This window comes from Phycisphaerae bacterium (genome assembly GCA_035384605.1).
Taxonomy (GTDB): Bacteria; Planctomycetota; Phycisphaerae; order UBA1845; family PWPN01; genus JAUCQB01.
In genome coordinates this window covers 1-25556 of sequence record DAOOIV010000005.1, presented here as the reverse complement: position 1 = coordinate 25556, position 25556 = coordinate 1, and the positions used below count along the sequence as shown (strand labels likewise).

Genomic DNA, 25556 nt, shown 5'->3' with positions numbered 1-25556 from the left:
GCCGCCCGGCATCCGTGGCCGGCGATCCGGCGCAAACGCTCACGACACGGGTGCCAAGGTCGAGACCGGCTGGGTTATGGGGAGGGTCGCCGGGGCCGAGGCCGGGACCGTGTCGGGAAAGATGTATGTTTCGGTTGGCTGCGGAAAGACTTGGATGATCATCTCCTTGCCTGCATCGTAAACGAATCGCGATCCGATGACGATCAGAGCCGTCGCGCAGATGCCCAGGATGATGGGCATGCTCTTGCGGCCGAGGATCTGCGTGCCGCGGAAGCTCGCCTGCGAGAGGATCTCGAGCCAGACCAGGTCGCATAGCCAATGCACGACTGCGAAAATGGCGAACGCAGTCGGACCGAGTTTCCGGGCTTCGAGACTCAGACCCAGGCCCACCGTGGCCCACCAGAAAAGGAAATAGGGATTCGTGGCCGTCAGGACGATGCCGATCCGGACGGGATGGCTGTCGACATAGGGTGCGGCGATTTCTTCCTGCTTGCGGAGGCCGGCGAGCATCTGCCCGCCCATGTGCAACAGAAACGCCCCCCCGACCAGGCCGATGATGATCTGAGCGACCGGTTGTTTGAAGATCATCCCCGCACCGGCGACGATGACGATCATCAGCGGGAACTCGACGATACCGTGACCGACGGCGATCAGCAGGCCGGAATGTCGATTGCGCGTACCGGCGGTCAACGTTGCGGCCGTGACCGGGCCCGGGGCCATCACGCCGCTTAACGAAACCAGGATGACCTGCCCTAGAAACGCAAGCATCGGAAAACAACTCCAGCGGTCGTTTCTTGCTCTCGGTCTTCCCCAGCCCGGAACGAGCGGATTCACGGCTAATAGCCAATAGCCGACGGCTAATAGCTGCCCTATTCCTCCAACCTCGGTGCAATCTCGCGCCGGGCCTTCTCGAGATCGACCGGAAAGTCGATCTCGTGGCACGGCAGATCGGTGACGTCGATCGCCTTGATCGCGAATTCGCTGCACAGTCGGTCAAGCCCGCGCTCGAAGTAGTCGGCGATCACGCTCTGCTGCTCGACCAGTTCGGTAAGCGTCCTGCTCAGTGCGGCGGCGACGTTGCCGCTCAGCCGGGCGACGCCCAGGAACTCACCGGCGGCCTCGGCCGGGGGGATCGTCTTGCCGATCCGAACGACCAGACCCTCGCGGACGATGACCTTCACTTCCTCCTCGCCGCACGAGTGTGTCTGAACGGCCAGGGCCGCGGCGGACGAATCCTCGGCGAGCCGGCGAATCAACCTCCGGTCGAACACCACGTCCGCATTGGCGTACCAGCATGTCTCCGTCAGGTACGACGCCGCCAGGTAAAGCGAATAGACGGTATTGGTCGACGCGTATTGCTCGTTGACGACGAAGACGAATCGGCCGGGCTGACCGGCCAGATGTTCACGCACGCGATCCTGCTGGTAACCAACCACGACCACGTATTCCTTGATGCCTTCAGTCGAGAACGCGGCAAGCTGCCGATGAATGATGCTCATTCCGCCGACGTCCAGCAGGCACTTGGGCACGATTGCACCCAGGCGACGACCTGCACCGGCGGCAAGAATAATCGCTTTCATCCGTTACTGGGGTATTCCAGCAGGACCTGTTCGAGCCGCTGAAACGCGGCTTCGCACGGGTCTTCCACGATTGCCGAAATCGCGCTGAATAACGGCACGCGCAGCCTCAGCGCAGCCATTTCCGAAACGGCGGAGGCGGTCATGGCTCCTTCGACCACCATGCCGACTTGCGAGAGAGCCTCCTTGAGCGGCGTCCCGCCGGCCAGCAGTTGTCCGAGCCGATAGTTGCGGCTGTCGGGGCTCAGGCAGGTGGCCACCAGGTCACCCAGGCCGGCGATACCGAACACGTGAGAGCTGGAGATGCCCAGGAACCTGCCCACCTCGGCTATCTCGCGCAGGCCGAAGGTCAGCATCAGGCCCATGAAGTTGCAGCCCCACTTGCGGGCATCGATGACCCCGGCCCCAATGGCGAAAACACCCTTCATGGCCGCGCACAGCTCAACATCCACGGTGTCGCGGGTCATGTCCAGATGAAACCGGTCGCTGCGAAGGGCCTTGGCGACCTTGAGCAGCACGTGGACGTTGTCGCAACCCAGGACCGCCTTGGCCGGGCGGCCGGCGGCGATCTCCTTGGCGATGTTCGGACCGGACATCACGGCGATGGTCGCCTCCGGAAGGATGGACGCGATCACCTGGCTGCACGTGCGAAACGTGGCTCGCTCGAGGCCCTTAGAGGCGCTGACAATGATCGGGTAAGGAGGCTTGATCTTCTCGCGGATCTTCTGAGCCACTGGACCAACTTGGGCCGACGGCACCACCACGAGCACAATGTCATCGGCGGTCAGCGGCGAGGCGAACATCTCTTCCACGACGACCCCGGGCCGATCGGCCCCGGCAGCGCGCTTGAGCGACTCGACGGTCGGCTTGATGAACTGCTTCCGCTCGCACCACATCCGCAGCGGCTGCTCGGGGTTGAGCAAGCCCGCCAGCGTGGATCCCCAGTTGCCGGTACCAATGATGACGAGACTCATGAGTTGGTTGGTTTATTAGCCCTTTAGTCTTTTGGTCCGTCAGTCCGTTACTCACTGAATCTGAAATCCATGCAGAGTGCCGCACCAACGGCTCTGCGGGGGCAGGCCGTTTCGGTCGACACCTGACATCGTTCAATCCGTTAGTCTACCCTTCAGTTGCACAAAATCCGAACAGGAGCAACCGGATGGAGCCCTGGAGACGGCCTGCTTCTCGACTCTCTCGGCTTGCACCGAAACGCCGCCTCCGGTGCGTTTCGCCGTTCTCGACGGAACAAGCCCCATTTCCAATTCTGCATTCACCATTCTTCATTCCCCCAGCGTTGCCGTTGCCGTGTGCACCGCCCAGGTTTATATAGGCAGTCGCAGGCGGACGCAAACGGCGTGCCGGCCGATGTGCTGGTCATCGGGTTTGTCTGAGTGCCCGAGTTCGGCGATGGTTCTTGGGGATATCAATGGCAGTAACCAGCGACAAATCGATAATCTTGACGGCATCAGCGGCGGTTGCGACGGCTATGGTTCTGCCTCCCGGCGTGATCAACACCAGTTCCGGATGCCGCACGACAATCCGGTCGCCATCAGCCGGCTGGAGGACGTAGGGGCGAAAAGGGGTCGCCTGCTGGACTGCTCGAAGCTGCTCGATGGTCATACAGACCTCCTTGAAGCATATAACTATTTCTACCTCGCACTTGATGAATCGTCCACTTCAACGGAGTTCCGGCCGCGCCGGTGGGCCACGGGCTCGCCGGGCTTGCCGCCCCGTCCAGGCTCGGTTACAACCCACACGTGTCGCCTGAGCAACAGGCTCGGCCGTATTCCGGATTGATCGCCGTGGAAGAACCCCCAGCATTTCATGGCTTAACCAGCACATCGTGCCACGACGAGACGGCCGCCGCCCGACCGGTACCCGCCGACGCCTGCTCCCCTCCGCCCGACTGGTCAACGATTGACTGGGACGTCCATTGCCCGCTGTGCGAGTACAACCTTCGCGGGTTGAACGTGCCGCGATGCCCGGAGTGCGGCTATCGCTTCGCATGGAAAGAGGTACTGGATCCAAACCGCCGCGAACACCCGTACCTCTTCGAACACCATCCTCGTCGCAACTTCTGGTCCTTCCTCAAGACGGTGCGAGGGGCGATGCGGCCGAAGCGATTCTGGACCTCGCTGCATCCGGTGATGCCCTCGCAACCTGGACGACTTCTGGGGTATTGGCTGGCAACGCTTTTGTGCTTCGCAGGGGTGGCAATACTCATACTGTTCCCGACAAACGTCTGCGAGCTTGCCTGGAACCTCATCGAAGGACGACAAGCCTCGCCGTTCTCTTTGTTCAGTGGCTTGTGGGGCTGGGGCAGGCCGCCTGCCGTCTTCGTCCCCGGCGCGACCCGGCTGCCTTCGGTGATCTGGGAGTTCCTCTCATCACTCACATGGGAGTGCAATCGTGCGGAGAAGCTGCTCTGGATGGCTGCGATGCTACCGTTTGTCTGGCCCTTGCTGACCCTGGTTTCTCTGAAGGTTTTCCGCTGGTCGATGCGCCGGGCGAAAGTCAACAAGGTGCACGTGCGGCGATGTGTGCTCTACAGCTTCGACATGATCCCGCCCGCCTTGACGATGCTTCTGGCTCTGTTGCTTCTGATCGGGCAGGTCATCTCCGGCAGCAACACAGGCTGGCATGAACCTTTCCTGCTGTGCCTGCCTTTCCTGTCGGTCGTGTTCTGCGCCCGCCGCCTCTATTACGCGTATGTCCGTTATCTGCGGTTTGACCGCCCGTTTCTGACGGTGCTGGCGTCGCAGATGATGGTGCTGCTGGCGGTCATGATTTTCTGGTTGCCTTGGCTGGTCGGCGTGAGGTGGGAGATCCGGTCGGACTGGCTGGAATCGTTTGTCAATGTCATCCTCCAATTGAACTGACCGGGACGGCGAACGGTACCGCCGAGGACCGTCTCCGTCGGGGGTCTGCGACGCGAGGAGCAGCAGATCAATTGGCCGACAGGGGCTTGTCAGCCTCAGCCGAAAAAAACCGCTGCAAACCTTTCTTGTTTTCGGGTGTCTAACGGGTGACAAGGGTGTTAAAGCACTCGTCCGATAAGTTGTTTTGTGGGCGAGCCTTATGTGTGATTCCGAGGGGCAGACCTCGCCCCTGGAGCCCAAAAACGACCTGATGGCAAACCGTCTGAGGGTGAACCTGTTAGATTTTGTTTGATGCTTGGCCGATGAACCAATATCATTAAGCAAGGGCGTGATGTCCCGCCACCGGGTAGCCAAAGGGGTGCGGGCGGAGGGGTTGAAGCGAAGATTGCCATAAGCCGCCTGTGGACATCGCCAGACCGACGGGAGCAAACCGAGTGAAAGCCGGGTCCTCACTTACACTAACGATCCAACTGGCCCTGTCGATTGGGTCGGTATTCCTGGCAGGCTGCCCCAGTGCCTCTGACTTCGGCACGGGAACCCAGGTTGCCGGGATGGGGACCAATACCGAGTCCTTGCCGGAAGGGGGCTACACACCGTCCAATGCGGACGTCCTGGTTGCCCGCATGCTTGAACTGGTAAACAACGAGCGGACCAGCCGCGGCCTGCAGCCCCTGACCTTGAATCCGGTCCTGAGCCAGATGGCAGACGACTACGCCAAGGAAATGATCGCGTGCGGATTCTTCTCGCACCTGAGCCCCACCGGCGAAGGCCCCGGACAGCGTGCAGTGAGTGCCGGTTATGTGTTTCTGGCCGTCGGAGAGAATCTGGCAGTAGGGCAGACCACACCCGAGCAGGCAATGGCCGACTGGATGAAATCGACCGAAGGTCATCGAGAGAACATTCTATCCCCGCAGTGGAAGGAAATCGGGATCGCCGTGCGGGTGGGCGGCGAGTACGGCGTGTATTGGGTCCAGGAGTTCGGCAACCCGCCTGCCATCGCTCGAATTTCGGCGAACTGACCTTGCAGGAATCAGACGCCTGACAACCGGCCCGAAGCCGGTTTTTGTTTGCGCCGGTGCCGTTTTCGGCACTTGAGTTACACGCATCGGTTTGCCCCGTCTTCGCCAAAAGGCTGCGCTGTGGCAGGCAAGCCGCCGGTGGTCTCCGCCTGACGATGAAGAAACGTCAGGTGGCGCGACTGAAAGCCGGGGCGGTTTCGTCGCCCATCGGGGGACAAGTTGTCAGGCAGTCGGCCTGATCTCATCGACATCGGCGACCCAGAGCGCGCGTGACAAGGGTAGGGCATGGTCGGAGCCGCCGACGGCGGCGGAGACCTGCCGCTCCTGGCTGAGTGATACTGCCCGGCCGGCCCCGTTGCTTCTCACACACGCTCTGAGAACCGCGACGCCGCTTCCACGGTGATGTCGCAATTCCCGCCGCGGGCTATAATGCCCATCGCAAACGGTTGCTGCCAAGGGGCGATCAACATGAGCCTCCACACGAGAACGGGCGATATGGGCGAGACTTCGCTGGTTGACGGCAGTCGGGTGGCCAAAGATGATCCTCGCGTATGCGCCTACGGCAATGTGGACGAGCTGAATTCGGTTCTCGGGTGGTGTCGGGCCGCATGCGAGGGCGCGATTGCCCAATCCATCGTCGACATACAGAGCCAGCTCTTTCATGTCTGCTCAGAGCTGGCCACTCCTCCGACGGCCGGTGACAAGTGGAAGCATCTGGCGATCACCCAGGACCACTGCCGGAGGCTGGAATCATGGATCAACGAGGCTGAGGCGGCCGCCGGCTCCGTCGGTTGTTTCGTCTTACCGGGTGGAACCGAGGCGGCCTGCCGGCTGCACATGGCCCGGGTCTGTTGCCGGCGGGCCGAGCGCAGCATCGTGACCCTCCACCGAGTTTCGCCGGTTCGAGCTGAACTGCTGGCTTATCTCAACCGTCTCAGCGACCTGTTGTACGCCTGGACGCGGCTGGCCAACCGGCAAGCCGGACGTTCCGAGATCCCCTGGAGGCCCAACGTATGATGCCAGAACCGACGGCCGCTTCGGGCGGCAACGGTCGTCCCGGAACCACTACGTTCGATCGGATCATGATCGCAATCGTTGCCGTCAGCCTGGCGTCGGTTTGTCTGTTGATCAGCGCCACCCACGGAAGCAAGACGGGATATCAGGAGTGGGCCCCCGGCTCGGTCCTGCGGAACATCGTCGATCTGCTCAACTTCAACTATGCCTTCCCGACCTCCAGCGGTTCAGAGGTCAAGTGGTTGGCCCACGGGCTTGGGGTGGCGGCCGCCGTTCTGGCCGTGACGCTGATGTGGTTTACGCGCAGCGACGTCACCCGGCCGATAACGGTCGAGGAACCGACGCCGGCCCCGGCCGGCAGGCGCTGTTGCTCCACAGTCGCATTGGCCCAGATTGCCTTGGTGCTGCTGACCCTGTGGATGGTGATCAGCTCGCAATGGTCTCCGTGGCCGGAGGCCAGCCTCGGGGAGGGCAGTCGGCAGGCCATCTGGACCATTTGGGCGCTGATTCTGGGGCGCACGTTGACCCGGGCGGGAGCGCGCGGAGTGGCGGTCGCCATGACGGCCATCCTGACGGCGACAGCGGCGCTGGGAATCTGGTACCGACACGAACGAAGCCCCTTTATGCGGCTGGAGTTTCCCATCGGTAACCCGCTGTTCATGGCCGCCTGCCTGATTGTCGGACTGTGCCTCGCAGGCGCGATTGTTTTCGGGGTGCTGGCCGAGACCATGGATCGTTCGCGCGAGCGGAAAACGGCGCCCGCTCGGATGTTCGCGGAAGTCATCCGCGACATGGGCGGCTGGTGGGTGGCGATCGGTGCCGTCGTCGGCGTTGCGGTCATGATGTGGGCGCTTCGGTTGACCGAGTCGCGGACGGCACAATGGGCTTTGGTCGCCGGTGCGGCGGTGGCGGTGTGGCTCGGCCTGGGAAGGCTCGGGCGATGGTTGCTGCCGGTCGGCGCCGTGGGCGCTGCGGCGCTGTTTTTCGCCCTGAACTGGTCGGCGGTCACCTCCGGGACGACGGGCCGCGACGCGACCATTCGTTTTCGTCTCTATGCTGGCAAATACGCGATTCAGCTTTTTTCGACGGCTCCCATCGTCGGCCACGGACAGGGCAGCTACATGTTGCTCGCCCAGGCAATGCAGGCGCCGGATATGGAGAAGGATTCCGCGGCATTTATGGCCCCAGTCATCGAGAACGCTCACAACGAGTACCTTCAGATCGCGGCCGAGACGGGACTGGTGGGGTCGGTCTTGTGCGCGGCTTTTCTGGTTCTCACGATGTGGGGCGCCATTCGAGCCTGGTCCCGCGTCAAGACGCCGCTGGACCAGTGGCTGCTGGCCGGAGCGCTGGCGGCGTTCACGGCCGTCGTAATCGAAGAACTCGGCGATGTCGCTCTGCGCAAGCCGGGCCTGCCGGCCGTCTTCTACACGACGGCGGGTCTGACGTGGGCGCTCTCGCTGAGACTGCCCGCCGCGAGAGAGCCGATCATCAGCTCCCAGCCCACGCCTCTTCGGGTTGCGGGCCTCATCGCCGGGATCGCCGCCTCCCTCGGGATCGCATGGACCGTATGGCGTAATTGGGAAGGAGCGCTCGCTGCATATCAGATCCTGACCCGCGCCGAAGAGCAGGAGTGGGATGCCTCGATGAACGCGGCCCGGATCGCATCATCCGGCCGGCTGGCCGTCGAAGACTACGTCGAGGCGTACGACGGCACCACTCATGTCTCGCTGATCGCCGCCGCCGGCAGCGTCGATCGATGCATGCGCGGAGCGGCGCGCCTCCCGCAAGATGCCGAGCCTCCGGCGGGTCTGGTCGACATGATCCGCGAAGACGTGGAAGCGTTCAATCGTTTCGCGTCGATTTGCGAGGCGACGGGCAACACGCTTCTGGTTGTGATTCCCGGGTACCCTCGAATCGCTTGGATCCTGGCGCATCTTCAAGTGTACCGCCAGCAGGTCGAGATGATCGAACGACAGGCCGGTCTGAGGGCGGACGTCCGGGACTACACCGCAGCCGTTCGCACGTTGTTGTCGGTTGAACTCAGTCGCGACCCGCAGGACATGGCGGTCGCCATGAGGCTTTTTGAGCTGTGCGGCGACGAGTCCGTGGCCTATCGGCTGAACCTGTTGCGACGGCCGCTGAGACGCGGACCCGTGCCGGTGCGTCAGACTGACCGTTTCGGTATTGACTGGCTGGCGGATATGGAACCGCTCATCGGGGCCATGATCAACGAGAAGGGCTTCTCCGAGGCGATGGAGAAGATGCTCGCGGACGCCCGGCAGGCGATGGCCGCGAATAGTGCCGATGACTGGCCGGATCCTTACGCCCCTGAATCGTTGCGACTGTCGGCCCGGGTCAGCAAGCTGTCCGGGCGTTTTCTCGAGGCGGCGGAGCTGTCAGGCCAGGCGGCGGAGCTGTCGAGGCAACTGGGGGGACGCTTCCCAGGGGCGGTTTCGAACGCGAGGCTCGATCAGTCGCGATATCTGATGCTTGCCCAAAGGCCGGCCGAAGCCGTGGCGGCGTGCGATCAGGCAATCAAGGAATGGCCGATCGTCCGGGAGCGCGAGCTTCAGCTTCGGCCGGTGATGCAGACCCGGGCCATGTACATGCTTGCGGCCGATAGCGAGAAGGAAGCACGCGAACTCCTCGGCAAGCTGTATCCCGAAGCCGCGTCGGATGAGATCGATCAACGGCTCAGCGACGGCTACGTCGACCTGTGCCAGTCGTTCGCGTCGTTCCCGATCGAGGCTCGCGCCGCCTCGTACGACAAGTGGCTGCAGCGGGCTTTGGCGTTAGATCCGGGCAACCGAACAACCCATGATCTGGCGGCCCGGCGTGCGGCCGAGCGACAAGATGATGTCGCTGTTGTGGAACACGTCAAGGCGGTGATTCGCCTTTCGTTCGAGCAGAAAGACGACTCCTCCGGCTTGCAGTACCTGCGATTGCTTGCCGGCGTCACTCGCGATGAAAACCTCGTCATGGCCCTCGTGGAAGAACTGTCGAAAAGCCATCCGGGTAACGCAATGCTCCAGCGATTGCTGGCCAGTGGCCCCACCGCCATCTTCCCGCCGACCACCGCGACGGCCCCGACCGATACTTCCAGCGCGCCGGCAAGTCGGCCGACAACGATGACCGAGCCGGGCACATGATCCGCAACCGATTCTCCGTCCGGGTTCAGTTCTGGCCGATGGATGACTTAGGAGGTATTTGCGGTACCAAGGTGATAGGCCTGGGTGAGCCGTGTTCCGTGGCGGACGGAACACCGGAATTCACCGCCGACCGTTGAATTCGTGGACGGCCTCGATCATGGCCACGATGTTCGCGACCGGCGTGCGGGCCTGGACGTTGTGGATGGCGTTGAACACGAACCCGCCGTTTTTCGAAAAGATCTCGCATCGCGACAGCACCTGCTCGCGCACCTGCGCCGGCGTGCCGAAAGGCAGGGTCTTCTGTGTGTCCACGCCGCCGCCCCAGAATGTCAGCTCGTCGCCGTAGGTTCGCTTGAGATGTGCCGGGTCCATGCCGGACGCCGAGCATTGCACCGGATTGACAATGTCGAAGCCGGACTCGATGAACGGCCCGAGGAACTGCTCCACCGCCCCGCAGGAGTGCTTGAACGTCTTCCATTTCGTGTGGGCGTGGATCCAATCGTTCACCCGCCTGTAGTAGGGCATGTAAAGATCGCGGAATGTCTCTCGCGAGCAGAAGGCCGAGGTCTGCGTGCCGAAGTCCGTGCCGCAGATAAACACCGCGTCGACCGCATCGCCCACGCGGGCGTGGATCTTCGCCAGGTTGGCCAGGGCGATTTCGCATTGCCTGTCGAAGACTTGATGAACGTAGTCGCGGCGGGCGACGGTCGATACGTACCACTCCTCGATGTCGCGGATGCCCTTGGGGTACTTGAGAAACGGGGCCGGCACCAGGGCGATGTCGCCGAAGGCCGTCCCGCCGAAAGTGGCGATGACCGCCCGCCCCGTGGCCGATGCCCGCTTCACCTCACCCTGGAAGTGGGCCAGGTCGGCCTCGCTGATCGGTCCGAACTCCTCCAGGTTGTCCTGCGGATCGAGCTTGTCTTCGTCGATCGGTTCCTGCCGGACGATGGTGTCGAAGAAGTAGCCCCCATCGGGCATACGGCCGCTTGGCGGCGCCGTGGTGTCACCCTGGGGATAGATAAACACGTCGCCCTTGGCGTCCATCGTGGTCTTGAAGTGTTCGGAGACCAGCACCTCCAGCCCGAACGGAGCCCGCCAGGGTGTCCAATTGGTGTTGGCGAAGCCGAACAGGGTGGTCGGCCCGATCACGCCGGCCACGTCGATCCCGATTGCGTCCGCGAGGTCGTCATCGATCCAACCAAGCATCTGATATGGTTCGTGGACCTTCACAAGCCGCTTTTCCAGGCCGTAATGATCGCGCAAGGCAGCCACGCACGTGACGTGCATCCCGGTCACCGCCGTTCCGCCGAAATCTATCGGGACAGAATCCGGCTGCCGGTGATTCAGTGCCGCGACGACCCGTTCCCTGCTGGTCACGGTCGACCTCCTCTGCTGGCCTCAAGCTGGCATCGTATACTGCTGGCGCAAGGGTCTCAAGATTGGCGCACACATCCGCAGTTGCGTGAACGAGCTGAGATCTTGTTCAGCCGGAGGCGATCACTGATAATTCACTTGGCTGGCCCGGGGCGTGACCGGGTGAGACTGTAAGGCCGGTACCCACATCAGGATGGTCCATCCGAGGGAGGAACCATGAGTCAAGACAAACAGTCCCGAGCGTCGCGTCGTGAGTTTCTGAGCACCTCCGGCCGCATCGCCGCGGCGTCAGCCCTGGGCTTGACGGCCATCCCGGCCGTCCATGCCGGGGAGGGCAATACCCTCAAGGTCGCTCTTGTCGGCTGTGGCGGCCGGGGCACGGGGGCCGCCATCAATGCGCTTTCCACCAGTAGTGGGCCGACCCGGCTGGTGGCCATGGCCGATGTGTTCGACGATCGCTTGCAATCGAGTCTCCAGAAGCTCCAATCACAATTTGGCAAGCAGATCGACGTACCGAAAGAACGTCAATTCATCGGCTTCGACGCATACAAGAAAGCCATCGACAGCCTGGACGGATCGGGCGTGGTGATTCTGGCGACGCCTCCGGGCTTTCGGCCGCCGCATCTTGAGTACGCCGTCGAGAAGGGCTGCAACGTGTTTATGGAGAAGGCTTTCGCCGTCGACGGCCCCGGAGTTCGACGAGTCCTCAAGGCCGGCGAGGAGGCGGACAAGAAGAACATCAAGATCGCTGGCGGGCTGATGAGCCGTCATTCCGCGCCCTTGGAGGAGGCCGTTCGCCGGATCCACGACGGTATCATCGGCGAGGTCATCACCTGCTGGTCCTACCGCGAGCACGGACCAGTGGGCATCACGCCCAAGCCGGCGGACATGACCGAAATAGCCTACCAGATTCGCCACTTCCACAACTTCAACTGGCTGGGCGGCAGTTTCATTCTGGACTGGCTAATTCACAATCTGGACGTGTGCTGCTGGGTCAAGGATGCCTGGCCGGTCTCCGCTCAGGGGCAAGGCGGACGGTATCCTCGCACCGAAGCCGACCAGATGTTCGACCACTACGCCGTCGAGTATTCGTTTGCCGACGGGACGCGGTTGTTCGCCCAGGCTCGTCACATGGCCGACTGCTGGGGCTTCTGGGGCAACGTGATTCACGGGACGAAAGGCTCGGCCGTTCTGGGCGAGGGAATTCCCGACCCCCTGATCTACAAGGGGCACAGGCGAACTGAGGATCAGATCATCTGGCGGTACCAGGGCGAGAAGAGCGATCAGTATCAGGTCGAGCACGAGCGACTCTTCGAGGCCATCCGGCAGAACAAGCCGTACAACGAAACGAAGCGTTGCGCTTATGCCACGCTGACCGGTATTCTCGGCCGCATGGCCGCCGAGTCGGGCCAGGAGATCACCTGGGAGCAGGCCCTCGCGTCAGATCTCGTCCTCGCTCCGGGCCTGGAGAGCTACACCATGGACTCGACCCCGCCGATCGTTCCGGACGCCCAGGGCCGCTACCCGGTGGCCGTGCCGGGCAAGACCAAGGTGCTGTGAACGCGGTCGATTCACTGCTGCATACTGAGCGAGGGACCAAGCAGGCCAGTCGGTGGGTAGCGCCAGCCACAAAGCGGCCAACACCGCACGGCGGCCGGTACCTTACAGTCGCGGTTCTGAAAAGCCATAGCGTCGCCCCGCCTGAACTGTGACGGACCCGATCCGGCAGAACCGGTTTGCATCGCAGCCTCATCACGACGTAGAATGAGTTGGAGAGCGATGCTCCGCGCCTCCCCGGGCTTCCTTGGTTTGGCCGAATCGCCCCACAAGCGACAGGCTGGTTTGGAGGCAGACCACCCATGGAGCAAGGCTTGAGGGATTGGCTTGCCCGACGGGCGAGCGGGCGAGTCCGGCGTGCTGCGAGCGACTGATGGCTCCGTCAGCGTCGTCAAGTGACATGAGGTGCAACATGGCTGTCTCGACGATTGAAGGAATTGTCGAAAACGGCTGCATCCGGCTCCGTGACAACGTGATGCTGCCCGACAACACGAAGGTCTACGTCGTGGTTCCCGATATCGAGACCCCACCGCAGGCACGTGTCTATAGTCCGCACTTGGCGCATCCAGAACAGGCTGCCGATTTTGTCAAGCATGTCGTCGAGGTGAGCGACGATGCCGGGCTATGACGCAGCGCGCTTCCATCCGCCGGCTCCCGTCGCGGAGGTCGTGCTACGGAACCCGGAAAGCGGCGCAAGGATTTCCGGCGTAACCCTACTGATGGACACAGGAGCAGACGTTACCTTGTTGCCCCGAAAAGCGGTTGAGCAACTCGGCGTGATGCCGATCGCCGGCGAGCACTGCGAATTGGCAGGATTCGACGGTAGGAGGTGTGTCGCTTCTGTCGTCATGCTGGACTTGGTTTTCCTGAGACGTGCCTTCCGAGGTCGCTATCTCTTGGTTGAGGAAGAACGAGGTATTCTGGGTCGAGACATCCTGAATCACATCACACTGCTACTGGACGGGCCACGCCGGGAGTGGTCAGAGCATTCTCCATGACCTGTGTGGGCTCGTCTTGGCGTCGAACTTCGTCCTCGCTCCGGGCCTGGAGAGCTACACCATGGACTCGCCCCCCCATCGTGCCGGACGCCCAGGGCCGCTACCCGGTGGCCGTGCCGGGCAAGACCAAGGTGCTGTGAAGGAAGCTAACAGCTCTTGGCTGTCAGCCAGAGGTGGAACACGCCGCGAAGCGTTCTTTGTGACTTCTTGCGTTTTTTGTGGCCATCACCCGTCTGCATCTTCACCTGAGGAGCAAAAGGCGTAGATAGCAACGAGAAACACAAGACAGCACGAAAAGGAAACCGGCGATGCGGCGCCCCCCTGAACGTCTCTGGTCTCTCTGAGCAGTCGATTTGCCGCCGGCACGGCACTACCCTTCAGCCCGCATTTGTCGTAGAATGATCTCGCACATGACCGCCGATTCCCGGAGGCGTGCCGGAGCGGCTGATCGGGACGGTTTTGAAAACCGTTGTGCCCGCAAGGGTACCGGGGGTTCGAATCCCTCCGCCTCCGTTCTGCGTCGTTCCCGCATTGGTCGACCCGATGCGGGCGCTGCGCAGAACGTCCTGTGTAGCACTGGCAAGCGACGCGAAGCAGGGCCGGCGCGGGGTGGAGTACGACCTGTCAAGCATGTCTGCCTGCTTGAAAGCCTTTCGCGTCCGGGTGAGCGCTATATCGGTCCGACCACCGACTTCATACAACGATTGTCAGACCACAATCCGAGCAAGTCTCGGTATACCCGAGCCCACGTCCCATGGTAGGCCGTTGCGGTCGTCCGGGTCGAGAATGACTGGAAAGCCGAGGCCTTCGAGCGATACCTCGAATCGGGTTCGGGTCATGCCTTCGCCAAGGGGCACCTGTGGTCAGTGACGCCGCTTGCGGCGAAGCGCGGCCAAGAGAACATCATCGTCCGAGGCCTCGGGCCCAACGGGTTCGTCGGCCCAATGTGGCGGGTGCACGCCGGCTGTTCACAGATAGTCTGGCGAAAGCAGGTTCGCCAGGCAGGACAGCACTTCGGTTTCACCCGTGAAGAGAAAGAACTGGTCGCCCTGGATCATTTGCTGCGAGAACGTGCTCGTGTGCTCGGCCCAGGCGGCCAAGGCATCGGTCGGCATCGTGGGGTCAGCGCTGCCGCCCAGGGCGGTAATTGGGCAGTCGAGGCGATGCTCCGGGCGATACGTATACGTTTCCAGCATGGTGAAATCCGCTCGCAGGCCGGGAAGGATGCGGGCCACAAGGTCGGGCCTGCGCCGCACGGCGTCGGGAACCGCCGCCAGACCGCCCGCCAAACCATCCAGAAACTCGTCGTCGGACAACCTGTGAATCGGGGGCCTTGATCTTGGCAAGTGGGGTGCGGCGCAGCCTGCCACGATCAATCGAACCGGAGCCGGCAGGCCGGTTCGCCGAAGTCGTCGTACAAGCTCAAAGGCAACCAGTGCCCCGAGTTCATGGCCGAACAAAGCGAACGGCACATCGAGCCAGGGTTTGATCTGGTCAGCCGTTGTCTGTTCCAAGGCGTCGAAACGTGCATAAGGACAGTCGTCGAGTCGCTCCTCACGGCCGGGAGATTGGACCGCACAGACCTCCACCTTGTCGGACAAACCACAAGGCCAGTTGCGAAACAGCGAGGCACCGCCGCCGGCGTGAGCGAAGCAAAACAACCGCAGTCTTGGCGAAACCACCGGCCGAGGGCGGAGAATCCAGGGGCTGGGCTTGTGAGCAGCGATCTGGATCCTCTTTTGAGACATGCCGTCTCCATCGCGGTGCACTGAGCGTTCAAGAGTGCGGCGGGGCAATCGCTCCCTCTGCTCACTTGGACGGGGCGAACAGTTGGAACTCCCATATCGTCGGGCCCTCCGTTGCCTCGGTGATGTTCAGGCGAACCCGATCGGCGGTCACCGGAGCGAAAGTGATCAGCTTGTCGGCTCCGATGGTGCTCCCGCGGGCGAAGGTACGCCACTCCTGCCCGTCGCGATACTGCAATTCGAACGCCCTCACCCGGTCAAATGCTTCGCTGATCACGGCCCGGCCGATGGTGGTAGGCTCGCCGAGATCAACTTCCAGCCATGCCTGCTTTGTTCCGGCATCGGTGGCCCAACGGGTACTGTCATCATCGTCGAAGGCCTTCTCAGGACCGTGGAGCCAGCTCTTCTGGAACACGTTCGAAGCAGTCGATTTCTTGTGCGCCGCAAGGGAGCCGAGCCTTGTGGCCAGAGGGGCTATTTCCGCGGCCGGGCCGTCAAGATCGATCGCGATGATCGTATCAACCTCCTGACGTTCCGAGGCGGGCATGGTAATGACCAGGCCCTCGCTGCTTTGCTTGACCTCGGCCGCACCGCCGGTAAGGACGGCTGCGCCGAGCACCTTTTTCCCGATCGGCGGCAACGCAAGAGACTGACCGTCGGCCGGCCATTCGAACACGTGGACATAGATCCTGTTGTCCTTATGCGTGCTGGCGCCCCAGATCCCGGGCTTGAACGGGCCGCCGCGCGTACCATAAATGCTCTCCCCGTATTTGCTCAGCCATTGGCCCATTTCCCTCAGCCGCTCGACCTGCCTGGGTTCGATTTCCCCGGTGGGCATCGGCCCGACGTTGAATAACAGGTTGCCGTCGCCGCCGGCACATCGCACCAGCGTCCGGATACAATCCTTCAACGACTTCATCTCGTCCTCGGGCTTCCATGCCCACTGCCGGCAAATGGTGATGCAGCTTTCCCACAGGCGGTTGTTCTGGAACTTGCCGATCTGCTGTTCGGGGGTGTCATGATCGGCGGCCAGGCCGGCGCGGTTGTTGATGATGATGTCCGGTTGCAGCCGGAAGATGTCCTCGAACATCTCCGTGGATTTCCAGTCCTTTGAGGTTCCCCCGAGCCCGTCGAACCACATGATCGCGATTCTGCCGTAATTGCTCAGCAACTCGCGGATCTGACCGTGCATGTACTCGACGTACCGGCCGTGGTTCTCGGTGCGGTAGTCGGGATGGTGCCAGTCGGGCGGCGAATAGTAGAAGCCGATGGGCATGCCGGCCTCGTGGCAGGCGGCGGTCAGCTCCGCCACCACATCGCGTTTGAAGGGCGAGTGGGTGATCTTGTAATCAGTCAGTTTGCTGTCGAACTCGCAAAAGCCGTCGTGATGCTTCGTGGTGAAGACCATGTACTTCATTCCGGCGTCCCGCGCAATCTGCACCCACTGCCGGGCGTCGAACCTCGTCGGGTTGAATTCCTTGTACAGGTTGTCGTAAACCTCGACCGGTATTTCGCCCCTGCCCTCGCCGTGCCCGCGACGCTGCCCCCCCCGCGACCAGCCGATCTCCGTGCCTTTGAGGCTGACCGGCCCCCAGTGGATGAACATCCCGAAGCGGGCTTCCCGCCACCACTTGGTGCGCCGGGCCCGGTCCTCGGCCAGGTCGGCGATGCGGATATTGCGGAAGGAAACCTCGCTGCGGTGATTCTGGAGGCCGATGGCTCCTTCGCGGGATCGTTGTAAGATCTCAGGGTCCGACTTGCCCGTGGCGTCGACGACTTTCTCGCCGTTGAGCCACACCACGATGTGGTCGGCCTCCGCCATGATCCGCATCCGGTTCCATTCGCCGACCGGCTTGGTGGCATCCTTGTCGGCCGCGACGATCTTGTAGATCGAACCGCAGTACTGGGCGGGCTTGAGGTTCTTGTGCTTCTCGGCCGTGTTGTCCAGGATCTGAATTTCAAATGAGACCGCCGAGGGATGACCCTCCCGCGGCGTGCGCAGAAAGACGCCGCTGTTGCCGCCCGGACTCAGCTTGTACTCGAGTTCGATGATGAAGTCCGTATAGTTGCGGACGGTGCCGAGCCAGCCGCCCCATTTCTCAGCCCCGTGGCAATGCAACACGCCGTCTTTGACCGACCACGAATCCGGCGGGCCGTTCCGGATCTCCCAGCCGGAGATCGCGTCGCCGGCGATTTGATCCTTGAATTCCACCCCCCACACCGCCCCGGACCCGACAAACAGGACGCCGGCAGTCAAAACAGACCATTTACGAGACATGGAATCCTCCGATCTGTACTGTAAGTAGGTCCCACTGAACTCCGGCCAATCTAGCCGTGTGCGGGTCGCCCCGCAACGAGGCAAGGCGGTTGTACCTTTGCCCATCCCGCTCGGGATCGTTAGACTCAGATCGCTTCTTTCCCGGCGCAGCGACGTTGCCGGGAATCATAAGGGCAGTGAGAGCTGGGTTATATGAAAAAGACCATCCATCTGCTTTGCAACGCGCATCTCGATCCGGTCTGGTTGTGGGAATGGGAAGAGGGAGCGGCCGCTACAATCTCAACTTTTCGGACGGCCGCCGACCTCTGCGAAGAATTCGAGGGGTTTGTCTTCAATCACAATGAAGCGGTCCTTTATCAGTGGGTCGAGGAATACGAGCCTTCTCTGTTCGAGCGGATTCGCAGACTTGTTCGAGAAGGCAGGTGGCACATCATGGGCGGCTGGTATCTTCAGCCCGACTGTAACATGCCCAGCGGGGAATCCTTCGTACGGCAGATCCTGACAGGGAAGCGATATTTCAAGGAGAAGTTCGGCGTCGACGTGACCACGGCCATCAACCTGGATCCGTTCGGCCACACCTGGGGTCTGCCGCAGATCCTGGCCAAGAGCGGCTACGATTCCTACCTGTTCTGCCGACCGTTCCAGAACGATTGCCCGTTGCCCGACAGCCATTTCGTCTGGGTCGGTTGCGACGGCTCCGAGGTGATGGCCTGTCGTGTCGACGGCTGGTACAGCTCGCAGCTCGGCAAGGCCCACCTCAAGATCATGGAGCGGATGAACAACCACCCCGACAGGCCTTTCAGCCTGTTGCTGTGGGGCGTGGGAAATCATGGCGGAGGGCCTTCTCGTGAAGACCTCAAGGAAATCACGAACCTGATCCGTAACACGAAAGAATTCAACATCCTCCACTCCAATACCGCGGCCTTCTTCGCCGAGATGAAGGCCCAATACGACCTGCTTCCACGCCACAAGCGAGACCTCAACCCCTGGGGCGTGGGCTGCTATACCACGCAGGTGCGCATCAAACAGAAGCACCGCGAGCTCGAGAACCAGCTCTACCTGGTTGAGAAAATGGCCACCACCGCCGCCTGCCAGGGTTTGATGGAGTATCCGCGGGAGGAGCTGCACCGGGCGATGCGAGACCTGTTGATCGGCGAGTTTCACGACATCCTGCCGGGGTCGTCCATCGAACCGGTGGAGAACGCGTCGCTTCGGCTTTTCGACCACGCCCTCGAGGAGCTGTCCCGCGTCAAGGCACGGACGTTCTTTGCCCTGGCCTCCGGGCAGCCCAGGGCCAGGGGCGGGCAAATCCCGATCCTGGTCTACAACCCTCACCCGTTCAAGGTCAGGACCGTTGTCGAATGCGAGTTCCAGTTGGCCGACGCGAACTGGGCCGGCACATGGACTCTGCTGGGCGTCCGCCGCGGCGGCCAGGCGATCCCTTCGCAGATCGAAAAAGAAGCGAGCAACCTGAATCTCGACTGGCGCAAGAGAGTGGCTTTCCTGGCGGAACTCGATCCGAGTCAGATGAACCGCTTCGATTGCAGGATCGAAAAGGTTGTACAGGCCAAGCCGGTTCCGAAGCTCAAGGTGCGCGGCGGTCGGGTGGCCTTCTGGTCCGAGGATATCGAGGTCGTCATCAATGCGAAGACGGGCTTTGTGGATTGCCTCAAGGTCCATGGCATCGACTACCTGGAGAAGAATGCTTTCGAGCCGCTGGTGATGGCGGATAATGAAGATCCCTGGGGCATGCTCAACCGCGCCTACCGCAAGGTGGCGGGGCGGTTTAAGCTCATGTCGGCAAAGAAAAGCGCTCAATTCTCCGGCGTGCGATGCGACGAACTGCCTCCGGTCCGCGTGATCGAGGACGGCCCCGTGCGAAGCGTCGTCGAGGTCATGCTGTCGTATAACGACTCCTTCATCTGCCAGCGTTACAAGCTGCCCAAGCAGGGCACGGAAATCGAGATTGAACTCCGCGTTCACTGGAACGAGAAAGATCGCATGCTCAAGCTCTCGATTCCGGTGCGCGGAACGGGCTTTGAGTTCCTCGGGCAGACCGCCTTCGGTATCAACCCTTTGCCGATGCATGGTAATGAGGCGGTGGCGCAGAAGTGGGTCGCCGTCGCGTCTCGCCGGGCGCGGACGGCGATAACCTGCATTAACGAGGGTTCCTATGGCGCCGACTTCTCCAAAAACGGCCTCCGCCTGACGCTGCTGCGTTCGCCGGCGTACGCCGGGCACCCGTTTTTCGACCGGCCGATCGTCGAGCAGGACCGCTACACGCCTCGCATCGATCAGGGCGAGCGGATTTTCAGGTTCTGGTTGAACGCCGGGTCGCTGGACGAGCGGCTCTCGGCCGTCGATCGCGAGGCCCTCGTCCACAACGAGAAGCCGTACGCATTGTCCTTCTTCCCCTCTGGGGAAGGGCCCAGGCCCAAGGCCGGTGCGGTGCTCAGTGACCACGTTGTTCAGATGAGTTGCCTCAAGCTGGCTGAGGATAACGATGACCTGATCGTCCGGCTTTTCGAGCCGACCGGTCACGCTCGTTCGACCACGCTTTCTTTGCCGTGCATCGGCTTCAAGACCAGGGTCAACCTCGGCCCGTTTGAGGTCAAGACCCTGCGGGTCAACCCCAAAACCCGGGCGGTGCGACAGACCGACCTGATCGAACGGCCGATGGGAAAGTGAGCAACCCGCCGGCGCCGACGATCCGTTCTCTTTATCGGAACACCGGATCATTGCCGTTCGCGCAGGCGGCACACTGATCGGCGGATTCGTCCCATCAGGCTGCCCGTGCATCGACGCTGATATACCGCGCGGGGTTGCACGTCAAAAACAACCGCCCGCGGAACCCACTGTGCGCCCCCGCCCAAGGTGTCACGCATTTGCCGCCAAGGCCGTCGGCCAGGCTGTTCTTGCCGGATCACCGGGAACAGGAGATCATCATCTTCATCTGCCGCGATGCGGCCGGTTGGTGTTGAGAGGACAAGGGCAATGGGCCAGGATCAAGCGAAAACAGAGTCTTGCGCCGCCGGCGACGTGGCAGCCCAGACTTCGAGCAACATGCAGTCCGACAGCAAGGCCGCACCCCCAGGCGACCTGACCGACGTGGACCTTTACTGCCTGCATTGCGGATACAACCTCCGCGGCTTGTCCGGCGACCCACGCCGATGCCCGGAGTGCGGACTGTTCAGCCCCCTCAGCCCCTCGGCGAATATGATTGCCCGCGAACTGGGGCGGATGGAAACATGGCCGACCGCATGTGTCGCGGCCGCAACTCTTCTGGTCGGAAGCCAGGCATGCATAGTTGTTGCTCTGGTGAATTCACGCATGCCTCTCGGACTCTGCATCGGTTGTTGGCTGCCATTGCTTGTCCTGTTACCGCTCTGGTTCACCGGCATGGAGCAGTTTCGTTCTGACTGCCTGTACAAGCGCGGTTGGAAGAGTGTCTTTGTTCAATACCACATCTACGGCATGGCCCTCTCGATCTTGTTGGCTTCGGCTGCTGCGGCAAGCATCTGGGTTTTCCACAGGCTTGTCCGCCAGGAGCGTTCGTTCATTGGAGCAATCGGCTTGGTAGCGCTCGCAGGAATAGGACTGTCAGTGTTTCTATTGGCCCGACGAGCCCGACAGCAGTGTAACGCGAAGAGACATGTGCTACAGCGGGAGGTTGCCACAACGCGGGCCAAAGTGCAGCTCTATGAGCGGCTGTCACGACGGCGTTCATAGAAAGCTGCGGCCGGTTGGTGTTGAGAGGACAAGGGCAATGGGCCAGGATCAAGCGAAAACAGAGTCTTGCGCCGCCGGCGACGTGGCAGCCCAGACTTCGAGCAACATGCAGTCCGACAGCAAGGCCGCACCCCCAGGCGACCTGACCGACGTGGACCTTTACTGCCTGCATTGCGGATACAACCTCCGCGGCTTGTCCGGCGACCCACGCCGATGCCCGGAGTGCGGACTGTTCAGCCCCCTCAGCGCGATGACACTGCCGGCTGAGGCGATCACCGATCAGTTGCGCCGTATGGAGACCTGGCCGACGCTGTGCATCGCCTTCGTTCTTCTGTTGATGTTCAGCCTGACACTGGCCGCGTTTGCCCTGGCTGTCGGCGGCCCGACCAAAGAAGTGTGCGTGGCCCTGGCCCTGCCCGTCTTGATTCTGGTGCCGTTGTGGCTGCACGGCGTCAGCCGGTTCAGTTCGGCCTGCATGGACAAGCCGGGCTGGTGGAGCGTACTGATCGAGTATCATCTCTATGGGCTGGGCCTGTGCCTGATGCTGGTCGTGTCGTCCGGGCTGCCTTTGTTCCATTGGCTCGACAGGCGAAGCTGGAATACTTCCTTGCCGGCGGATGCGGCTTTCCTGACGATACTCATAGGAGGTCTGACGGGTGTGGTGATTCTGGCACCTCGTGCCCGGCGTCGCTGCAAGAAAAGAATGGATGCCCTGCAGCGGGAGGTTGCCGTCAAACTGGCCGGCGAGTATCTGCAGCGCGTATTATCCAGGAGGCCATTCTGAGGGGCGACGGTGTCCCTGCCGCCGGCCAAGCCATGATCGAATTGTCGGCCGGCCGCCGTTTGATGATGCCGAACGCCGAGCGTCACAGCGCCGCCCGCATTGAGCAATGGACACGGGGCTGCAATGATACGACCCGCCACTCAGGGGCCAAATCGGCGGGAAACGCGGAGCGAATCTCTTTCCTGCGACCTGGTCCGCGAGTTGGAGCGTCATGAAAGCGCTGATCCTGGTCGATATTCAGAATGACTTCCTGCCGGGTGGTCCGCTCGCGGTCCCGATGGGCGACCAGGTGGTTCCGGTTGCCAATCGGCTCATGTCGCAATACGACGTGGTCGTTGCCACGCAGGACTGGCATCCGGCGAATCACTGTTCGTTCGCCAGTCAGCACGACGGTCACAAGCCCGGCGATGTCATCGAGCTGGGCAGCGTGACTCAGATCCTCTGGCCGGACCACTGCATTCAGGGCACGAGAGGAGCCGACTTCGCCCCGGGCCTCGATATGGCCGGCGTCCATTGGATCTGCCACAAGGGCACCGATCCTGGCATCGACAGCTACAGCGGTTTCTTCGACAACGGCCGTCTCAAGCAGACCGGGTTGAGCGATTACCTTCGCAAGCGAGGCGTGCGGGAAGTGCACATCATCGGCCTGGCGACGGATTACTGCGTGAAATTCACCGCCCTCGACGCCCGCGAACTCGGCTTCGAAACCCACCTGATCCTGGAAGGCGTCCGCGGTGTGGAACTCCATCCGGGCGACTGCACGAAGGCCATCGAGGAAATGCGAGCAGCCGGGGTACGAGTGGTGACGGCCGCTGCGGCGTAGACGCCGCCTCCGACAGTTGACACCCGCCTCATTGTCCAATATCTAGATGGCCCGTGGAGAGCAGACTGCTGTTGACCTGCCAATTGAGGAGTCCCGAAGATGAAGTGCTGTCGCTTGGCGTGCATCGTTGTCTTGTCGCTGTCGACCCTTGCGCCGGCGCAAGTTCAGTTCCTCGGCAGGGTCCTGCACCCGCGCTTCCCCGAAGCGGCCGACAAGCTGCCGACCAATAATGGCGTTCCCGAGGACTACTTCGCGCCGGACCGGCCGGGCGACCCCGCGGAAATCATGCCCCTGTGTAACGTCCGCTGTTTTGCCAGCGTTGACGGGCCGGGCATTGAGACGATGGCCGCCCGCACGTGGGAGCTGGCCCCCAGCGGCTGGTATCGCATGACCGGCAGCGCCGGACGGACTACGATGCTGTTCACCGGGCCGTCGGTTTTCATGCAGCCGACCGTGTTCACTAATATCTTTACCAAACCCGGCGAAACCATTGATCGTAAGGTCGTGCCGAACTTTGATTACGCGGTGCTCTTCATGGGAGCCTGGGACGACAAGCCCGCCACCGATTACTACCAGACGTTCACCGCCACGGGTACGAGTGTTACGCAGGTCGGGTTTCGCCTGGCGAGCGACGGTGTCGACGGCGAGGGCCCCGGATCGCAGACGCTGCTGGTTTCCGTCCATCGGCAGGGGCCCGGCACCCCCGACACCTGGCAACAAATCGGACCGGCCGTCCCCGTGCCCAACGTCGACTGCGGAGGCCCGAAAAACTACGATTGGCTCGCAGGGTGGAACTCCGGGGAGGTGCCGACCGAGCCGGGCCGGGTCTACGCGGTTCACCTGAAGGCCGAAAAGGATGGCAATACCTTTCAGGCTTTCTGGCGACCCAACGAAAAAAAGATCAACGATTGTTATCGGCTTGGCCCCAGGGGACAGACCGGCTGGGTCGGGCACAACCTGTGCATGGTGATCGCAACCGACAACAGCGGACTGGTGATCCCCTACAACAAGCGGGTTCAGAAGGAGTATGTCGATTTTGCGGGTTTTGCCAGAAAATGGAGCCAGAGCTATGTCGCCCAGGGCCGTAGCCTGGCCGGGGCGCTGCTGTACATGGCCAACAGCGGCGTTCAGCCGAGCGTTGCCCGTCAGCGAGCGGTGGTCCGCCTGCGCCAAGACGGGCCGGATGGCCCCGTCGTCGGCGTCGAGAAGGTTGCCATCGGAAACGGTATCCACACCGGCGACGCGTCGTGGGGCGTCTATGGCCTGGCGTATTCGCCTGGCGAAGTCCCTCTTGAGCCGGGCAAGACGTATGCCATCGAGTTCGAGTCAATCGAGAATTACGAGTCGCTTCACGGTTATGTGAATATCAAGGGCATGGTCAGCGACGACAAGCCGGGTTTCAACCCGTACAAGAAGGTTGCTCCCGACAACTACGAGAACGGCACCGCCTACAAGAACGGTAAGGACGACGCCGGCTTCGATCTGGACATGCAGATCATCGAATACCGGCGCGAAGTCACGGATTGGCATAAAGCCGTCGATCCGCAGAACCTGTTGGTCAACGGCGACATGGAAGCCGGCCAACTGGACGAAAAAGATCCCGGCAACGGCAGGATTGAAGGATGGCGGACGTTCTCCGCCGACCCCGGGACAATTCATCATTTCCTCGCTGACCCGCCCGAAAACAAGAGCCGAATTCTGCGGGTGACCGCCGGCAAGGAGGCCAAGGCCGTCGACGGAGGATACGTGCAGAAGGTGACCGGGCTGAAGCGACTGGATACCTACCGACTGTCGGGCAAGGTTCGCAGTTCCTGGTCGGTGGACGTCGAGCACTACTCTCAGGTCGGTTACGACCCGACCGGCCAGGACAGCGACCCCAAGGCCCCGACCATCGTCTGGACGCCGCTGCCGGGGATGCACAGTATTTGGGTCGAATACCACAGCGAGCCGATCCGCCCGGCCGGCGATTCGATCAGCGTCTGGCTGCGCGGATGGGCCAGGTCGACCGGCGGAACGCCGTTCAAAGCCGATTTTGATGAGTTCTCGCTGCGTCGGGTAAAGACGCAACTTACCCCCTGATGGACGCATGTCTTCGTCGGCCATCGCCCTGAGCGCGTTTTGCCGCAACTTACGCCCTGTTGCTTGATGCAAGTCCTTGGTGGCCCTGGCGTTGAGTGCGGTCTTGGATTTCACTTGCCTGGCTACAGGGTTCGGGGATCGGGGTCTCAGAGACGCACGCCGAGCAGATCGAGTATCTTCTGCTGCTCGTCGTCCGCGTCGGTCCTGGGAGTGACTTCGGCATGGTTGGGGGGTATCGGGGTCAAGGGGGGTATCGGGGGGGTATCGGGGTCAACTCTTGACTCTTGACATATTGTGCTATGGGGGTATCGGGGTCAACGCTTGACTCTTGACATATTGTGCTATATGGAACTATAATAGGTGTATGCACCGCTCGGCCCGGAATCCTTTCCGGGCCGCATCCCCTGCGGAATCCTTTCCGCATTCAGCAGGTAGGGCAGGTCCGCCGGGTGCCATGCCCACGGCCTTGCGTGGGCATGCGCCTCCAAACGAATCCTGAAGCAGGTAGGGCAGGTCACAGCCCCGCCAAGTCGCCCCGACGAAGC

At 62.0% G+C, this 25556-nt stretch carries 20 protein-coding genes and 1 tRNA gene; 13 read left to right on the top strand and 8 right to left on the bottom strand.

The window, feature by feature from the left end; genetic code table 11:
• Window positions 1-39: 39 nt before the first annotated feature.
• The 4 genes from PLL20_02425 to PLL20_02410 all read right to left on the bottom strand — a co-directional run bounded on the left by PLL20_02425 (window position 40) and on the right by PLL20_02410 (window position 3197).
• Window positions 40-768: a LysE family transporter gene (locus PLL20_02425; protein HPD28822.1), complete on the bottom strand. Its 729-nt coding sequence runs from the start codon at window positions 766-768 to the stop codon at window positions 40-42.
• Window positions 769-869: 101 nt separating this feature from the next.
• Window positions 870-1580 (bottom strand): phosphocholine cytidylyltransferase family protein, encoded by a 711-nt coding sequence (locus tag PLL20_02420; protein HPD28821.1) that lies wholly within the window; start codon window positions 1578-1580, stop codon window positions 870-872.
• Entirely contained in the window at window positions 1577-2551 is a 975-nt protein-coding gene (locus PLL20_02415) for a hypothetical protein (protein ID HPD28820.1), read from the bottom strand. Before PLL20_02415 ends, PLL20_02420 begins: the two co-directional genes overlap by 4 nt.
• Window positions 2552-2951: 400 nt before the next feature.
• Complete coding sequence (locus PLL20_02410; protein HPD28819.1) at window positions 2952-3197, bottom strand: hypothetical protein; 246 nt, start codon at window positions 3195-3197, stop codon at window positions 2952-2954.
• Between the two features lie 182 nt (window positions 3198-3379).
• Here PLL20_02410 and PLL20_02405 point away from each other — a divergent pair, with 182 nt between their 5' ends.
• From PLL20_02405 to PLL20_02390, 4 genes are all read left to right on the top strand, one after another.
• Complete coding sequence (locus PLL20_02405) at window positions 3380-4456, top strand: hypothetical protein (GenBank protein ID HPD28818.1); 1077 nt, start codon at window positions 3380-3382, stop codon at window positions 4454-4456.
• 434 nt (window positions 4457-4890) lie between these two features.
• Window positions 4891-5475, top strand: coding sequence for a CAP domain-containing protein (locus PLL20_02400; protein HPD28817.1), 585 nt, complete (start codon window positions 4891-4893; stop codon window positions 5473-5475).
• A 468-nt stretch (window positions 5476-5943) separates the two neighbouring features.
• Complete coding sequence (locus PLL20_02395; GenBank protein HPD28816.1) at window positions 5944-6492, top strand: cob(I)yrinic acid a,c-diamide adenosyltransferase; 549 nt, start codon at window positions 5944-5946, stop codon at window positions 6490-6492.
• A complete protein-coding gene (locus PLL20_02390) occupies window positions 6489-9641 on the top strand; it encodes an O-antigen ligase family protein (protein HPD28815.1) in 3153 nt (1050 codons plus the stop codon). Before PLL20_02395 ends, PLL20_02390 begins: the two co-directional genes overlap by 4 nt.
• A gap of 120 nt (window positions 9642-9761) precedes the next feature.
• Here the strand turns inward: PLL20_02390 and PLL20_02385 are convergent, their stop codons facing one another.
• Complete coding sequence (locus PLL20_02385; protein HPD28814.1) at window positions 9762-11021, bottom strand: uroporphyrinogen decarboxylase family protein; 1260 nt, start codon at window positions 11019-11021, stop codon at window positions 9762-9764.
• A 213-nt stretch (window positions 11022-11234) separates the two neighbouring features.
• Here PLL20_02385 and PLL20_02380 point away from each other — a divergent pair, with 213 nt between their 5' ends.
• The 4 genes from PLL20_02380 (at window position 11235) to PLL20_02365 (ending at window position 14086) form a co-directional block, all read left to right on the top strand.
• On the top strand, window positions 11235-12578 hold the full coding sequence (locus PLL20_02380) for a Gfo/Idh/MocA family oxidoreductase (GenBank protein ID HPD28813.1): 1344 nt from the start codon (window positions 11235-11237) through the stop codon (window positions 12576-12578).
• 409 nt (window positions 12579-12987) lie between these two features.
• Window positions 12988-13203, top strand: a complete 216-nt coding sequence (locus tag PLL20_02375; protein HPD28812.1) for a hypothetical protein — start codon at window positions 12988-12990, stop codon at window positions 13201-13203.
• Window positions 13190-13573, top strand: coding sequence for a hypothetical protein (locus PLL20_02370; protein ID HPD28811.1), 384 nt, complete (start codon window positions 13190-13192; stop codon window positions 13571-13573). Before PLL20_02375 ends, PLL20_02370 begins: the two co-directional genes overlap by 14 nt.
• Before the next feature lie 426 nt (window positions 13574-13999).
• Window positions 14000-14086, top strand: a tRNA-Ser gene (locus PLL20_02365).
• Between the two features lie 455 nt (window positions 14087-14541).
• On the opposite strand, the gene PLL20_02360 is transcribed toward PLL20_02365, so the two are convergent.
• The gene (locus tag PLL20_02360) at window positions 14542-15321 is read right to left on the bottom strand and encodes a thioesterase domain-containing protein (GenBank protein ID HPD28810.1); all 780 of its coding nucleotides are present in this window, start codon (window positions 15319-15321) and stop codon (window positions 14542-14544) included.
• A gap of 61 nt (window positions 15322-15382) precedes the next feature.
• Complete coding sequence (locus tag PLL20_02355) at window positions 15383-17596, bottom strand: alpha-L-fucosidase (GenBank protein ID HPD28809.1); 2214 nt, start codon at window positions 17594-17596, stop codon at window positions 15383-15385.
• Window positions 17597-17788: 192 nt separating this feature from the next.
• Here PLL20_02355 and PLL20_02350 point away from each other — a divergent pair, with 192 nt between their 5' ends.
• The 5 genes from PLL20_02350 (at window position 17789) to PLL20_02330 (ending at window position 25011) form a co-directional block, all read left to right on the top strand.
• Window positions 17789-20284 carry a glycoside hydrolase family 38 C-terminal domain-containing protein gene (locus PLL20_02350; GenBank protein ID HPD28808.1) on the top strand — a complete coding sequence of 832 codons (2496 nt, stop codon included), beginning with the start codon at window positions 17789-17791 and terminating at the stop codon, window positions 20282-20284.
• A 306-nt stretch (window positions 20285-20590) separates the two neighbouring features.
• Entirely contained in the window at window positions 20591-21325 is a 735-nt protein-coding gene (locus tag PLL20_02345) for a hypothetical protein (protein ID HPD28807.1), read from the top strand.
• Between the two features lie 37 nt (window positions 21326-21362).
• Window positions 21363-22109, top strand: a complete 747-nt coding sequence (locus PLL20_02340) for a hypothetical protein (GenBank protein HPD28806.1) — start codon at window positions 21363-21365, stop codon at window positions 22107-22109.
• 211 nt (window positions 22110-22320) lie between these two features.
• Window positions 22321-22932: a bifunctional nicotinamidase/pyrazinamidase gene (gene pncA, locus PLL20_02335; protein ID HPD28805.1), complete on the top strand. Its 612-nt coding sequence runs from the start codon at window positions 22321-22323 to the stop codon at window positions 22930-22932.
• Window positions 22933-23031: 99 nt separating this feature from the next.
• A complete protein-coding gene (locus tag PLL20_02330) occupies window positions 23032-25011 on the top strand; it encodes a hypothetical protein (GenBank protein HPD28804.1) in 1980 nt (659 codons plus the stop codon).
• A gap of 341 nt (window positions 25012-25352) precedes the next feature.
• Here the strand turns inward: PLL20_02330 and PLL20_02325 are convergent.
• Window positions 25353-25556: hypothetical protein (locus tag PLL20_02325; GenBank protein ID HPD28803.1), on the bottom strand; the 204-nt coding region annotated here is incomplete at its 5' end.